Raw genomic sequence first — 16,040 nt, forward strand, 5'->3', positions numbered from 1 at the left:
TTAGTTAGACCCTATATAGGGTAATTACTTCATCCAATAAAAAAACGTCTGAGGGTTAAATCTGTAATTTAGATTTAACCCTCAGACGTTTTTTTGCTTATAAAACAGTAGAAATTGTTGTCAATTTAGTCAGCTATATTCTGTATATGTTACACAAACTTACATTGTAAAATGTGGAATATTAGCAATTTTTTCAACATCAAAAAAGTATTTTTGGGGTTTTTAAGGGTGATGACAGGCTAAACAGCCTATGCTAAAGTCGGCTTTGTGTTTTGGCCAGCAGCTTGATTTGCAACAGCTTCGTAAGACTTCAATGATGCTGTGATCGCCAATAATCATTTTTTATATGAATAATATGCAGCAGAAGTATCAGTCACTATGACGTATATATACTTGAGTTGTTGAAATTTAATTGACTGCGCTGTTGTTGATAACAGACCATTTTGAATTAACCGTAGGTATTAGATTTATGAAACAGGCTTTATTGATTTTGTCAGTACTGGGTATGGGCATAGCACAAACGAGTGGTGCTGCTATCACAATCTCTCAAACAAATAATACCATCACCAATACTTCTGTGGCATCAAACTACGGTTCATCAAAAAACATCTATAGCACTAGCAGTGGTGCTTATGTTTCTAGTAATGACGAAATCAGTCAAGCTATTAGCAACCTAAGTGCGCAGGCTAAGCAAAAAGAGAGTCGGCTTTCATCATTAAACAGCCGCTTATACGCTGAAAAACAACAGCAGCAAGTCAATACAGTTCCTGATAGCAATTCAGCCCCCGCTATCGCTGCTGCTCGTGCTTCACGAGTGGCTCTATCTGGTAGCTCTGGATACTGTGCCCGTTACGTACGTAAAGCACTACAATCAGCAGGTTATGAGTTCACCCCCAATCCTTCAGCCTATCAGTACGCCACTCGTGGCACGCTTGATAAAGCAGGTTTTAGCAAAATCAGTAATGATATGCCAACCCAAGTAGGTGATGTTATTGTCTATGATCGCTCATCAAAGCGTCCACATGGCCATATCCAAATCTTTGATGGCGAAAACTGGATTTCTGATTTCCGTCAGAACAGCATCAGCCCATACAGTGGTGTCTATGCTTATACCACATGGCGTGATTCAAAATACGTGGATGACGCATCCGCATCAGATCGAAATATCTACCTTGCTATGAATGATAAATAAGACCTGATAAGTCAGCACAACATAGTTATTATTTCCTCCAACCCCAGTAGTGATCTTAATATCATTGCTGGGTTTTTTTGTGCTTAACATCAGGGTGTATTTAACCTTTCATGATTTGATCAGTCAGAAATGAACACTACTAATATCATTACTCATGACAAGAATTATCGGCAAGAGCCTTTAATATCCCACATGATACCGCTGGTGCACTACTTGCACATTTCTGGCGCAAAACAGTCAAGTGCTGCTTTAAGTGCATCAGTTCTTCCATTCGTATTTCTACAGCATAAATTTGCTTATCTAGTAAGGAGCTCACATCACCACAGTCTTTATCAGGTTCCTCCCAAAACTCAAGTAAGATTCGTACTTCGTCTAGAGCCATGTCAAGCGTACGGCAGTGTAGGATAAATTGTAGACGCTCAATGTGCTCTTCATTATATAAACGATAATTCCCTGCGCTGCGAGAAGGCTCAGGTAATAAGTGCTCCTTTTCGTAATAGCGAATGGTTTCCACTGTGGCACCTGTGCGTTTAGCGAGCTCACCAATTTTGATTGTCATAATAACCTCTATGATTTAAATAATTAAAGTGGCTGTAAAGACTGGCGCTAGAGAAATTAAATTTACAAAACTGTAGATAGACAACCTTGACTCTAAAGCCACTAGAGGGTTCATAATACCATTATTCAAAGGGTAAATTATTATGAAATATCATATTGAAGGTATGGACTGTGCCAGTTGCATCGGCAAGATTGAAACAGCTTTGAAACGTATGCCTGGGGTTTCTGATGTTGAGCTAAATTTTGCTACAGAAACGCTAGAGCTAAGCTTGGCCCCTGATGCGCCGACTCAGGCTAGTGATATTGAAAAAACCATCAAAAGCCTAGGGTTCGGTATATCTGCCAATACTGGTCAACAAACTGTATCGGCTATTGATATTGACAGCGACAATCAGATGGCTCCGCAGGATAAGCGGTGGTGGCAAACTCAAAAAGGCAAACAGGTTGTTGGTCTCGGTATTTTGATGGGCAGCGCTTATGCACTGTCACTACTGTTCCCCGCTTATGGGATATGGGTGTTTGCCATCGCTGTGATTGTAGGCGTTTTTCCATTTGCACGCAAAGCCTTAGCACTGGCTAAAACAGGTTCATTCTTTTCAATTGAAACGCTGATGTCCGTCGCCGTGCTTGGCGCACTTATCATTGGTGAAGCTGAAGAGGCCGCAGCGGTTGTCTTTTTGTTCTCAATCGGTGAACTGTTTGAGAGTATCGCTGCTGATCGCGCTCGCGCTGGCATCAGAGCCTTATCATCGCTGGTTCCGAAAAGTGCGATTTTACTTGATGCTCAAGGTGGGCAGCGTAACGTTCCAGCGACTTCACTACAAGTGAATGACCTTGTGCTGGTGCGTCCTGGAGATAGGGTATCTGCTGATGGTTCCATTGTTCAAGGTGCGTCCAGCCTTGATGATTCGCCCGTGACGGGAGAGTCTGTTCCTGTTGCCAAGACGATGGGTGACAATGTATTTGCAGGGTCAATTAACATCGATGGTGTGCTCCAAGTGCGCGTAGAAAAGACAGCCGCCGATAACACTATTTCGCGCATTATTGATTTGGTAGAGCAAGCGCAAGCTTCCAAAGCACCCACTGCCCGTTTTATTGAGAAATTCAGTCGTTACTATACACCGGCTGTGATGGCTATTGCCGCCCTAATTATCATCGTCCCACCGTTAACCATGGGCGGAGATTGGTCAACTTGGTTATATCGAGGTCTAGCCTTATTATTGATCGCTTGTCCTTGTGCTCTTGTGCTCTCAACACCAGCTGCTATCGCCTCTGGTCTAGCGGTCGGTGCGCGCCGCGGCTTGCTGATCAAGGGCGGTAGTGCTTTAGAAACCATCGGCCAAGTGAAGACAGTCGCTTTTGACAAGACAGGCACTTTAACTGAAGGTAAACCACGCGTGACCGATGTTGTTGACATTACACAAGAGTATTCAAGTGTTCAAGGTCAGGATTCTCAGGATCAGGGTTCTCAAGGTAAAGATAAGGTATTGGCGCTCTTTGCCAGTGTGGAGACAGGTTCTAGTCACCCGCTTGCTGAAGCTATTGTCAGTCATGCCAAAGCCGCCAAAGTTGTCATACCTGTGGCTTCTAAAGCTTCTGCTACTGCGGGTAAAGCGGTACACGCAACTATCGCTGGGCGCGCGCTAGCTATCGGTTCGCCTGTTTATGCCGCAGATGAGGCATCAATTTCAGCCGAGCAACAGGCACAAATCGAGGCGCTGCAAAATGAGGGCAAGACCGTCTCAGTTCTTTTCGATGAGCAAAGTCGAGAAGTGCTTGGATTGGTCGCACTAAGAGACGAGTTACGAGACGACGCTCATGAAGGTGTGGCTCAACTTAAAGCGATGGGTGTGCGCTCCGTCATGCTAACAGGCGACAACCGCTTAACCGCTCAAGCACTTGCCAGTAATTTAGACGTGGAATGGGAAGCTGAGCTGTTGCCTGAGGACAAACTGCGCTTGCTTAACGAGATGAAGAATAACAGCAAAATAGCGATGGTGGGTGATGGTATTAACGATGCGCCAGCACTAGCAACCGCTGATGTTGGCATCGCGATGGGTGGTGGTACCGATGTGGCCATTGAGACGGCCGATATCGCATTATTAAAAAGTCGTGTTACAGACATGGCCCATCTGATTGCACTTTCGCGTGCCACCATGCGCAACATTCATCAGAACGTCATTTTCGCTTTAGGTCTCAAAGGCGTCTTTCTGATCACGACCGTATTCGGCATTACTGGACTATGGATTGCGGTTCTAGCTGATGCTGGAGCAACAGTGCTCGTTACTCTCAATGCGTTACGTTTACTGCGCTTTAAAGGCGCGCCTCCACTGGTAACTCCGCCTAAAGTAGTTAAATAAAACCCTTCGAAATCAATTAAAAACTAGAGATAGCAGCAGATTTCGGGGGTGGGTTCTAATAATAAAAATTCCACCGCTACAGTAAACTGCAACCGCATTAGAGTAAATAAGGTTAGACCGTATGTTGATTACAGAATTGGGCTATTTTGCCTTGCTTACCGCTTTTGTATTGGCGTTATTGCAGGTAATTCTGCCAACTATTGGTGTTATTCGTAACCAAGTTGCTTGGCAACGACTAGCCCCTAGCTTAGCTTGGGCACAGTTTGCCGCCATGATAACGTCATTTGGCGCTTTGATAGCAGGTTTTTATTATAATGATTTTAGCCTCAGTTACGTCGCGCAGCATTCCAATACGCTGTTGCCTTGGTACTATAAATTATCGGCGACATGGGGCGGACACGAGGGCTCTTTGCTGCTATGGATGACCATCATGGCCACATGGTGTGCACTGGTATCATACTTTAGTCGCGGCTTGCCGTTATCAATGCGTGCGCGGGTATTAGTTATTTTGGCCGGTGTACAGTTAATGATGCTAACAATGCTGATATTTACCTCGTCACCGTTTGAGCGTACCTTACCCAATCTAGCGGTCGATGGCGCTGATTTAAATCCTGTCCTACAAGATTTCGGTCTGATTATTCATCCGCCCATGTTATATATGGGCTATGTGGGTATGGTAGTGCCTTTTGCATTTTGTATGGCGGCATTGTGGGAAGGGCGTTTAGATGCTGCTTGGACACGCTGGTCACGTCCATGGGCGCTCGCGGCTTGGGGATTTTTGACCATTGGTATTGCACTGGGCTCGTGGTGGGCCTACTACGAGCTTGGCTGGGGCGGTTGGTGGTTTTGGGATCCGGTAGAGAACGCCTCGTTTATGCCTTGGCTTGTCGGCTTAGCATTGCTGCATTCATTAGCAGTCACTGAAAAGCGCGGGGTGTTTAAAGCATGGACCATCATGCTGGCTATTTTCGCTTTTGCCTTAAGCTTGCTTGGCACGTTCCTGGTACGCTCTGGAGTCCTTACCTCAGTGCATTCGTTTGCCGCTGATCCGACGCGTGGTTTGGTCATCTTAGCTATTCTTGGCATTATCATCGGTAGTGGTCTATTAATGTTTGCCGTTCGCGGTTGGCGTTTGACGGTTGAGAGTCAGTATCAGCTGGTTTCGCGCGAGTCTTTCTTAGTCATTAATAACGCTATTATCTTGATTGCAACGCTCGTGGTATTGCTCGGTACACTTTATCCTATTATCGCTGATGCCTTTAGTCTCGGTCAGGTATCTGTAGGGCCTCCATACTTCAATGCGCTGTTTGTGCCTTTGACATGGCTGTTGTTAATCGCTATGGGTATGGGCTCTAATATTCGCTGGAAACAAGATAAGCGTCCGTTACTAGGGGTGGGTATCGCCATTGCCGCTAGTAGTATCGTATTGGCTGCTATTATCGCCTACTTTACCAGTCCATCTGCTATGTTCAATATTGGCGTGACTTTAGCGGTGAGCTTTTGGGTACTGCTATGGATGATCGTTGACTTTAGAGACAAAACCAAGAACGCCCCTAATTTCTTTAAAGGTCTGCGTCAGCTGCGTCTGAGCTATTGGGGTCAACAGACTGCTCATATTGGCGTATTGGTTGCTGTCATTGGCATAGCCTTTACTAGTAGCTTGAGTATTGAGCGTGACGTAGCAATGGGTATTGGCGATACAGTCAATGTTCAAGGTTACGATTTTGAAGTAACTGAATTTTTTGAAATAAAGGGGAGTAACTTTGATGCAACGCAAGCTGAGGTTGTAGTGACTAAGAATGGCCAAGAAGTGGCAACGCTATATCCTGAAAAACGTACGTATATTATCAGCACTATGCCAACAACTGAGGCCGCTATTGACCCCAATCTTATGCGCGATGTTTATGTCGCACTGGGCGAACCTATTGCCGATGGTAGTAACCAATGGGCATTAAGGATTTATGTAAAACCATTAATTCGCTGGATTTGGTTAGGGGCAATTATCATGGCTCTAGGTGGATTAATTAGCATGCTTGATAAACGATACCGCATCAAAAAAGTTAAAGCTCCATTGCTAGTTACTGGTGATCTGGCTACTGATGGAGTCAATGAGGTAGCTATTGAACAGGCAATCTCAGCATCGACGATGTCGACACTAAAGGAGAAATAAATGACTATGTCGAATAATACTCCTGAGCAAAAAGATAGCCAAAACAGTAAGCAGCGTAACCCAAAGACAATGAAAAAAAAGCAGACGAAGCTATGGTTCTTAATTCCGCTTATCCTCTTTTTTGGTTTGGTAGTTATATTGTACATGCGCTTAGGTAAACCAACAGACATTGTGACCAATACCGCTCTTGAGCGTCCGGTTCCTACCTTTGAGCTGCCGTTATTAGCAGATACTACCCGTACTATCACCAATGATAATTTGCCGGATAAGCCGTTTTTACTTAATGTTTGGGGCTCATGGTGCCCAACTTGCGTTATTGAGCATCCGTTTTTAATGCAACTAGAAGAGCGCGGCGTTGATATCGTTGGTGTGAATTATAAGGATGAGATTGGTAATGCGCTCAGTTACTTAAACCGAGGCGGTGATCCATTTTCTATGTCTATTCAGGATTCATTGGGTCAGTTTGCTCTAGACTTAGGCATAACTGGTGCGCCCGAAACCTTTGTTGTGGATGGAGATGGCATCATTCGTCAGCATATTGTTGGTGAGGTTAATGAAGCCAATTGGCAACAGCGTGTTAAGCCGTGCCTGACCGTACTTAATGAGGCTAATAAGAACAACGATAGTCCTGATCTCATTCAGGTTGAGGAGATGTGCAAATGAACGTTATTCGAATAAGAGCTCCTCAACTAAAACCCAATATAGTTTTAAAACTAGCAAGCTTAATACTAGCGTGTCTGCTTAACATGACGGCAAACGCAGCTATTGACGTATACGATTTTGACTCACCACAGCAAGAAGCTCAGTATCGTGGATTAATAGAAGAGTTTCGCTGCCCAAAATGCCAAAATCAAAACCTTGCAGCCTCTGATGCACCGATTGCACAGGATCTAAAGCAAAAAGTCTATGATTTAATTAAAGATAGACGTAGTGATGCTGAAATACGCGTCTATATGCAAGAGCGCTACGGTGACTTTATTAGCTACAAGCCGCCTATGCGACCATCAACATGGATCCTATGGTTTTTTCCACCACTATTATTGCTCGTCTTAATTATTGGTTGGTTTTGGCAAAGTAAGCGTCGCCAAGTTGTTGCCCGTGGTCAAAGCGGCGTCACAGTGAACAGTACTGCTGCCTTGACCTCTACGGAAAAGGCTGAGCTTGATCGTCTATTATCGCAAGCTGAGAGTGTCGACCACGACATTACTAGCCTAGAGGACAAAAAATGACTCTATTTTCTACTTTTGGCTTATTTGTAACTCTAAGCTTGCTGATTGCTCTTATATTTGCGCTGATTGCTATTATGCCATGGCTACGAGCACCGCGTTTGCAGTCCAAACCAATAGACAATCAACTGCTAGATATTAATGTTGCAGTATTTCGCGAACGTTTAGCTGAGCTACAAACAGATAAAGACAGCGGTACTATTAATAATAGCCATTATCAAAATCAAAAGCTGGAGCTTGAGCGTCAGCTATTAGATGCGCAGCGTCAGATAACACCTATGGTCACCCCTGATGTCAAAAGCCGTTTAATTGTCGCAGCTTGGATCCCAATATTGGCTGCAATGGCGTATTTACTAATAGGCAATCGTACGCCCGTGTTTGATTTGTGGACAGCTGAGGACAAAGTAGGACAAGTGGCTGACGACCTATTGACAGCTAAAATTGACAAGCCGCCATCATGGGCGTTTGAAGATGGTCGTCAACTGATTAGCGCCATGCAAACCAATGTTCATCGTAATGCTGATGATCCTAATCGCTGGATGCGCCTATCCGAGCTTTTCTTATCTATGGAGGCAACTGATTCTGCGCTGGAAGCCTTATCTCGTGCCTATCGTTTAGCTCCTGAAAATGAAGAAATCGCCACCACTTATGCTCAGACTAGCTTTTTCGTTAATGAAGGTCAGTTAGACGCCAATATTCGCCGTGTATTACAAGCTATATTAGCTAAGAATCCGCAGCATGAACGGGCTCAAATGCTCATGGCAATGGGTGAGACTCGTAGTAGTAACTTTGCCCAAGCGCAAGGTTGGATTAAACGCTTACAAGGCAGCATTGTGGCCAAACCAGGTGATCATACTAAAGCTTTAGCAAGCTTAGATGAGTTAAGCAACTACGTTAGCACGCAAGAAAAGCAAGCGCTAGAAGGTATTGACGTGACAGTGAAAATTAACGCTAATTTATTACCGTTAGTGAAAGCTGATGATGTGTTGTTTGTTGCGATACGTGACGTTAAAGGAGGTCCACCGTTTGCCGCCAAACGTTTACCCATTAGTGTTATTGAGCAAGGTGAGGCCAGTATCCGCTTAAGCAATCTTGATGCGATGATGCCAGATCGCACGTTAAATTCAGCTCGTAGTGACAAAACTCAGTTAGCAGTCGTTGCTCGTATTAGTCATAGCGGTAATGCCATAGCAGAGTCAGGCGACTTATCGGGTAATCCGATAGTGATTAGTGCTGAACAGACTCAGGTTAATATTGAAATCAATCAACAGATTCCCTAATAAAAAATTATTACCGTAAGTTTCATAATACCAGAGCGGTAAGTGGAGCCGTTTTTAAAAGTGGCGCTATTAATAGTCGTATACTAAAAACATATACGTTTAACATTGTTCATTGTATAAACACAGATAAAGAAAACAACTATGACTGAATCTACCGACAGATTAGATAGTACTAAATTGAATAGCGTTGAATCGGCTAGTACTAATATTGCTGACAATAAAGTACCTATAGCTGTGAGTAGTACTCATCAATCAATTGACTCTAAAACCATGAATCATACGCCTAAAGCTATGTACGTAACCTCAGGCAACTCGATAACACCTAAAGGTAAGTTGAATAAAATGCCAAAAATGGTTGCCAATGGCAGTCGCGCTTTTATCTGGTATTTGTTGGCGATAATGGTATTAATACTTGATCAATGGACTAAGTGGTTGGCCCAAACCAAATTAGCGTTCAATGACCCCGTACCGGTCATTGAACCATTTCTCAACTGGACACTCGCTTATAACTATGGGGCAGCATTTAGCTTTTTAGCCGACGCTGGCGGTTGGCAGAAATGGTTTTTCTCAGGCTTAGCTTTTGTAATGGCTATCTTTTTAACGGTTTATTTAATCAAAGCGCCACGTGCAGCCAAGCTATTGTCCATGGGGTTAGCCTTAATGCTCGGTGGTGCGATTGGCAACTTAATCGATCGTTTAAGAATTGGTAAAGTGGTTGACTTTATCCATGTGCATTATGCTGATGTCTGGAATTATCCTATTTTCAATGTTGCAGATATAGGTGTCTGTGTCGGTGTCGCATTGATTATAATTGACATGATATTTTTAGAAAGTAAGCGTAATAAATAAGCACATTGATGCCGATTATCACAAACAAAATGAACTAGCGTCGTAGTCACTCTATACGGAAAAATACTTTTTATACTTGAGTATGTTTATAAAATGTGAACTGGAAGGTAATGTATGACTGGTATAGGTACTCACTCATTTTAGGTCTTAAAACCCAATACTTAAAAGCTCTGCGTAGAGCCATTATTATAGAGACATTGAATAATCCATAAATTCTTTATTGATAATAACAAAAGGAAAATATAGTGTCACAGGCTCAGCCAACTATTGAAAAAATTCACAGCCTTAGAAAAAAACAAGAGACCGCGTTAAAAAGTCTTACCCTTATAGGCTACCTAGAAGGCACCTCTTTCTTATTATTGCTCTTCATCGCCATGCCACTAAAATATATGCTGGATATTCCAGAAGGTGTGAAATACATCGGTATGGCACACGGTATTTTGTTTATTACCTATATCATAATACTTATAGGCTCAGCTATCAAAATGAAAATGCCTCTTTGGGCAATACCTGCGGGCGTACTCGGCTCACTCTTACCTTTTGGCCCATTTATATTCGATCATTTACTAAAAAATAACTTACAGAAAAGTGTAAGTAAAGAAGCCTAGAACAAGCTCTGCTACAAATGATACAAATGATACAAACGTATATTATTACTCAAGATTATTTTTCCTAACTAAATTACAAGCCGCCATCACTCATCATGGCGACAAATGAATAATATTGAGCAGAAATTAATCACAATAAAACTTTGATTCAGACCCAGTATGAATAGTCTTACACTCTAGTTACTTTTCCAACTTATCTTACATACTATCGACAAACCCGTCTTGTTTAAAAGCTAAACAGGTTTTGTCATCCGCGATGGATTTCCTGTTATCGTAGGGTATACCCCAAGGAAACCAGTTATTTTACCTTTCAAACCTATTAACAGACTACTTAAAGCAGACTGTTAGCATGGAACCATCTATAACAGACTTTTGAATTATAAGACTGGCTGCTGTGCTTTTTTCCTATCATTAGCCTATACCCAAAACATAAAACCTTTAAATGATAATCTATCTATCATTAGACTTTTTTATATTATTAAATGATAGTAATATCTTGTTATTATCAATGAGCACTAATTATTAAGTCTAAATAATAGAGGTGGGTTATGACTGTTCGTATTTATGTGAGAGCCAGCACTAAGGATCAAGACGCTACCAGAGCATTGGCTGATTTGGTGGCTTTCAGTACAAGTTATGATGATAACCATGTTGAGTACGTCGAGCATTTCAGTGGTACAAAGCTCGATAGACCATTATTAGCCAAGCTGCTAAAGGACGCTGAGCAAGGCGATATTCTACTGGTTGAAAGCGTGGATAGATTAAGCCGATTATCTCAAGATGATTTTGCAATTCTAAAGCAGCGTATCAAAGACAAAGGCTTGCGATTGGTGGTGGCTGATCTACCAACGACGCATACAGTTAATAATGGCATGACAGGTGAGATCCTAACAGTGATTAACCATATGCTGATCGACTTATTAGCAACGATGGCAAAGCTTGATAACGACAAGCGTAGAGAGCGTATCAAGCAGGGATTGGCTAACAGTGGCTATAAGCCCTCCGGTAAGAAGCCTAATACAACGAAACACAATCGTATTAGAGAATTAGACAGTCAAGGCAATATGACAAAAGAGGAAATCGCTAAGGCAGTTGGTGTTGGCGTAGCTACTGTTTACCGGGTGTTAAAGCCAGGCTCATAGCTGAGGTATTTTATTTTATTTTTGTTCATAAACAGCTGATATATAAGGCTTTACACGCGAGGCAAGAAGGCTTTATTTGCAGAAATAGGTACTCTATTACTACGTAGCTGTGTTAAGAACGGTGTATTTTCATCATTCAATTTCGTTCAATTATGCCCACTTAAAACGCCCTTCGATCTTTATCTAAAGACATCACAGCGTCATATAAAAATCGATTTAATGCAATGAGGCTTCATTATAATCATTATATTGCATTCATAATCGCTTTTCTGCAAAATGGCTTATCTATAATCGCTTGAGCCCCTCATGATGAATACCCCTACTTCAGACCCTATTGGCGCAGCATGGCTTATCCGTTATGCCAGCATCGAGCTGGTTTCGCCTTTATATGTCAGCAGTAGTATCGGTGGGCGCAGGCAAACCTATAAAGACGGTGATGTCATCCATAATGCTTATCAGGAAACCGCGCGTCCACTGGACACGATCATTGCGCACTTACAGTTTCACATGCGTCATGAAGTACTGAATTTGGAGTTACTGGCTCGTCTGTTTGAGCAGATAGGGGCTAATGACGTACAAGCATGGGTAAACGCTGAGCCCACAGGCAGCTATGCCCGTAGAATGGCTTTCTTGTATGAATGGCTCATGGGTCAGCAGTTAGCAGTACCGAGTAATTTAGGCGGTAACTATGTGGATGCTCTAGATGCTAAGAAGCAGGTTACTTCAAGCCCTGCGCATGTCATAAAGAATGCTCGTTGGCGTATCAATGACAATCTTGCAGGAACCCGTCATTTCTGTCCTCAATTGGTGAAAACAGAGTTGTTTACGCAAGCCGCTGCACTCGATATTGCCACAATGGTTGACAAGCTGAACGATGAATTTGGGCAAGACTTACTGATGCGTGCCTCCGTATGGATGACATTACGAGAGAGTAAAGCCAGTTTTACTATAGAAGGTGAAGGGAAAGAGTTAAAACGTATTGAACGTTTCGCCGATGTGATGGCACGGCGTACCGGCAAGGGCGATATTCCGCTTGATCCTGAGTCGCTAGCAGAGTTGCAACAAGAGATACTTGGTAGCAAAACGGTCATCCAGCAGTATGGCGTCCGTCAATCTCCAGTTTTTGTGTCGCATACCCAGGTGAATGGCTTTAAAGAAATTGTGCATTATATCGCGCCACCTGCTGATGACATTGCTAATAAGCTAGCAGGATTACAGGTATTTATGGAGAAGACTGAGGGACAATCAGCACTGATGCGTAGTGCTGTTGTCTCCTTTGCCTTTGTGTATATTCATCCATTAGCGGATGGCAATGGCCGCGTACATCGCTTTTTAATTAATGATGTCCTTAGACGAGACCAAGTCATTCATGAGCCGATTATCCTACCTATATCACAAGCCATTGCTGAGCATCCCTCAGACCGTCATGCCTATGATAAAATCTTAGACCGTGTCTCTGTGCCCCTTATGAAGCAAATCCGTGATCATTACAGCTTTGATAAACAAGCGATTACTTACCCTGATGGTATTCGCTCAAACTTAAATTTTGAAGACAGTCACCTTATTCAACCGGCATGGCGCTTTATGGACCTGACGCCTCATGTTCAGTACTTATCAGGACTGATTGCGCATGTTATTGAAAAAGAGATGCATAACGAGTCACAGTACCTAAGACAACATGACCATGCACGACTGGCGATAAAAGAGATTATTGAGATGCCCAACAGCTATGCCGATAGAATCATTCGCAGCATGCTACAAAATAAAGGTGCTAAAAGTAATAAGCTACTTAAGGATTATCCGTTTTTGGCAAATGAGGCAGTTTGGGATGACATTTTTGCTGTCGTTGTAGAAACCTTTAAAGATGAGACAGATGATTTGAATAGGTAGGGGAAACCCTGCTATACGCAGGGAAGCCTACTTTGATAATCAATCTGGTATAAATATCATCGTTGCGATGATGATTCGGCTATAAGAGATTCGGCTGAAATACCATAGCCTAAAACGTAATCAATATTTTTCTTGACCCTATTTACGCTAATAAACTACTTAAAACAGACTGTATAAAAGGAACTGCTGATAACAGACCATTGTAATTTGACAAGCCTTGATACAGATAGTCAAAATGATTTTGAGTATTTGAGTATTTGAGTATTTGAGTATTTGAGTATTTGAGTATTTGAGTATTTGAGTATTTGAGTATTTGAGTATTACTTCGCTTCTTTAGTTATGATAACCCCAGTTCGGGATAAGCGCTCAAAAAAAAGATAAAAAAAGAAGTCCAAAGTTGCTAAAGTAAGTTTACCAAGACAAACTTCACAACAAGGACTTCTTACATGGACAACCTAACCGAACTATACTGCCATATTGACGACTTTTATTAGCAATTCAAACCTGAGTTTGACGCTCACTTAATCGCAACGGGACACCAAAGGTTAAGAGCATGCCAGATAAGTGTAGCAGAGATTATGACCATCTTGGTACTGTTTCATCAACGGCGGTATCGACAGTTTAAGTCTTTTTACTACCACCATATGCATGGCATGATGAAACAGGAGTTTCCAAACCTGCCGAGCTACTCACGATTTATAAAGCTTATGCCGCGCAGTATCATGCCACTGTGTGCCTACTTGCAAAGCATGATGGGCGACTGTACAGGTATCAGCTATATTGATTCAACCAAGATAGCAGTTTGTCATAACAAACGTATCTACCGTCATAAAGTCTTTAAGGGACTTGCAACCCGAGGCAAAAGCAGCATGGGCTGGTTTTACGGCTTTAAGCTGCACGCCATTATCAATCACAAGGGCGAGCTTGTATCTGTTAAAGTCACTGCGGGTAATACGGATGACAGAGTGCCTGTTAAGGATATGGCAACGCCTGTGTTTGGCAAGGTGTTTGGGGATAGAGGCTATATCAGTAAAGCACTGAACGAGTGGCTCACAAAACACAGTGATACTAGGCTGATAACGAAACTTCGGCGTAATATGAAACCGCAAGTACTCAAGCCGATAGATGAGGCGCTACTCAATCATCGCTCTTTGGTTGAGACGGTGTTTGGGGAGCTGAAAAACTTGTGTCAGATTGAGCATTCACGCCATCGTAGTGTCACGGGTTTTATTACAAACTTGCTGTCAGGTTTGATTGCTTATCGCTGGTTTCCCTATAAACCCACCATCAAAAACATGCCTCAGCAAGGGCAGGTGGCTACATTGTAAATAGTATCAATGAGTTACAATGTGGCTTATCCCGAACTGGGGTTAGGTAAGAAGAATATTGAATTAGTTAACCGGACTTATAACAGCCTAATGCCATCTAAATAAGACCTAGACGATCACACCTGAAAGACAGGCGCGAATCCACCGCCTGGCGTACGGAAGTTAGTCACCTGACCTTGATACACACGCGCAGCAGGTAGTAACAGTTTTCCGCCATACGTATAAAGACGTATATCTACCTTTCTTGTTGTTACGATGTCATCAATTTTGAGTGATCTCTCTCCTGCAGGGACAAAGGTCTGTGCGATATAATCTTCATCCAGAATGTTTTCGAAGACGCGTCGAGTCAGTTTGCTACCGCGATAAACGCCTTTGCTTCCATGACCAGCAACTGGCTTAAAAAACAGTTGCCGCCGAGTAAGCCACAACTCTGCTGCATCGTCTCTTGATACAATCTTAGTCCTCGGTACAGACCTTTCGAGGCACTCCACTGCAGCCTCATCCAGACCCCAAGAGCGCAATATTTGGGAGTCTGATAGCAATGTCAGGTTTTGCTTATTGGCCAACATAGCATGTACGCGGGGATTGGGTGTCACTACCACAGCACCCTCTAAATAAGCCTGCTTAAGCAATACATGGTCAGGGTCCTCAAATGCAAAGTCGACAAGCCGATTGTAAATCATATCGATTTTCTGGCCATGGGCTGTTAACGTACCGTCGATATACTCGAGTTCAGAGGGATCAAGTATCACAGTATCAATACCTCTAGCTTGGAGCAGTTGACAGGCTAACTCAAACTCTAAGAACATGAACTGACTCTCGGGGTCATTGTCCACAATGGCTATCCGATTGGGCATAGCAACAGCGGACTGTCGCTGCCATTCCTGTTTGAACATGTCAAACACTGCTTCCTCGAACCTATCTAGCATTTGATTGGTTGCAGCGCTTTGCTCTGAGGGGTTGCAACAGCGTTTTTGTGCGCGAGCGAGCAACACATTCAGAAATGCGCCACCGGCATTAGTATTGACCTCGATGAGCTGAGGTCCATCGCTACCCAAGTGAAAGTCATAACCCATGAGGGCCCCTATTGGGCCTGGGTCGAAAGCAGCTATTTCTGGTGCCCACGACAGCACTTGCTCTTGATACAATGGCAGTTCGGCAGCTGACTCGATAGCCCTGACGATTCGCTCCATCGCCTCTATCTCTGTTTTGGGAACGAACACGGGTGTTGCTGAAAAAAGCTTATTAAGCTCGTTCGCTCCTATTGGATTGTTTCTAGTTTCTACCAATTGATCTTGAAGGCTTGTATTAAGCGCTTTACGATCAAGGGTAATGCAGTAGCACTCTTGGTTAAGTCGATTTGCAAGACCGTCATTTTTTTCGTTGTTATTAGTTGGGTGTTCCATTTAGAGTCCGTCGCTAAGTAGAGTACTCACG

Annotated in this window: 12 protein-coding genes and 1 pseudogene; 11 read left to right on the forward strand and 2 right to left on the reverse strand. The window is 43.1% G+C overall.

Annotated features, from left to right (window positions below; translation table 11 throughout):
- Positions 1-469 precede the first annotated feature (469 nt).
- Positions 470-1,192, forward strand: a complete 723-nt coding sequence (locus QL982_RS09355) for a CHAP domain-containing protein (RefSeq protein ID WP_011513678.1) — start codon at positions 470-472, stop codon at positions 1,190-1,192.
- Between the two features lie 148 nt (positions 1,193-1,340).
- Here the strand turns inward: QL982_RS09355 and cadR are convergent, their stop codons facing one another.
- Positions 1,341-1,751 carry a Cd(II)/Pb(II)-responsive transcriptional regulator gene (gene cadR, locus QL982_RS09360; RefSeq protein WP_011513679.1) on the reverse strand — a complete coding sequence of 137 codons (411 nt, stop codon included), beginning with the start codon at positions 1,749-1,751 and terminating at the stop codon, positions 1,341-1,343.
- A 142-nt stretch (positions 1,752-1,893) separates the two neighbouring features.
- On the opposite strand from cadR, the gene QL982_RS09365 reads away from it, so the two are divergent.
- From QL982_RS09365 to QL982_RS09410, 10 genes and pseudogenes are all read left to right on the forward strand, one after another.
- Positions 1,894-4,110 (forward strand): heavy metal translocating P-type ATPase, encoded by a 2,217-nt coding sequence (locus tag QL982_RS09365; RefSeq protein ID WP_011513680.1) that lies wholly within the window; start codon positions 1,894-1,896, stop codon positions 4,108-4,110.
- 121 nt (positions 4,111-4,231) lie between these two features.
- Positions 4,232-6,280, forward strand: coding sequence for a heme lyase CcmF/NrfE family subunit (locus tag QL982_RS09370; RefSeq protein ID WP_087813586.1), 2,049 nt, complete (start codon positions 4,232-4,234; stop codon positions 6,278-6,280).
- Positions 6,281-6,286: 6 nt separating this feature from the next.
- Positions 6,287-6,943 (forward strand): DsbE family thiol:disulfide interchange protein, encoded by a 657-nt coding sequence (locus tag QL982_RS09375; protein WP_173240336.1) that lies wholly within the window; start codon positions 6,287-6,289, stop codon positions 6,941-6,943.
- Positions 6,940-7,509, forward strand: coding sequence for a cytochrome c-type biogenesis protein (locus tag QL982_RS09380; RefSeq protein WP_045448069.1), 570 nt, complete (start codon positions 6,940-6,942; stop codon positions 7,507-7,509). Before QL982_RS09375 ends, QL982_RS09380 begins: the two co-directional genes overlap by 4 nt.
- A complete protein-coding gene (ccmI, locus tag QL982_RS09385) occupies positions 7,506-8,786 on the forward strand; it encodes a c-type cytochrome biogenesis protein CcmI (protein WP_045448072.1) in 1,281 nt (426 codons plus the stop codon). Before QL982_RS09380 ends, ccmI begins: the two co-directional genes overlap by 4 nt.
- Before the next feature lie 141 nt (positions 8,787-8,927).
- The gene (gene lspA / locus QL982_RS09390) at positions 8,928-9,635 is read left to right on the forward strand and encodes a signal peptidase II (RefSeq protein WP_045448075.1); all 708 of its coding nucleotides are present in this window, start codon (positions 8,928-8,930) and stop codon (positions 9,633-9,635) included.
- Between the two features lie 245 nt (positions 9,636-9,880).
- Entirely contained in the window at positions 9,881-10,243 is a 363-nt protein-coding gene (locus QL982_RS09395; RefSeq protein WP_087813587.1) for a DUF3817 domain-containing protein, read from the forward strand.
- Between the two features lie 548 nt (positions 10,244-10,791).
- Entirely contained in the window at positions 10,792-11,385 is a 594-nt protein-coding gene (locus QL982_RS09400; RefSeq protein ID WP_011959997.1) for a recombinase family protein, read from the forward strand.
- A 306-nt stretch (positions 11,386-11,691) separates the two neighbouring features.
- Complete coding sequence (locus tag QL982_RS09405; protein WP_087945737.1) at positions 11,692-13,275, forward strand: Fic family protein; 1,584 nt, start codon at positions 11,692-11,694, stop codon at positions 13,273-13,275.
- A gap of 446 nt (positions 13,276-13,721) precedes the next feature.
- Positions 13,722-14,603: pseudogene (locus QL982_RS09410) on the forward strand (IS982 family transposase).
- A 116-nt stretch (positions 14,604-14,719) separates the two neighbouring features.
- Here QL982_RS09410 and QL982_RS09415 read toward each other — a convergent pair.
- Complete coding sequence (locus tag QL982_RS09415) at positions 14,720-16,009, reverse strand: hypothetical protein (protein ID WP_036599449.1); 1,290 nt, start codon at positions 16,007-16,009, stop codon at positions 14,720-14,722.
- Positions 16,010-16,040: the final 31 nt, after the last annotated feature.

It is taken from the genome of Psychrobacter sp. 5A.1, assembly GCF_030407455.1.
Lineage (GTDB): Bacteria > Pseudomonadota > Gammaproteobacteria > Pseudomonadales > Moraxellaceae > Psychrobacter.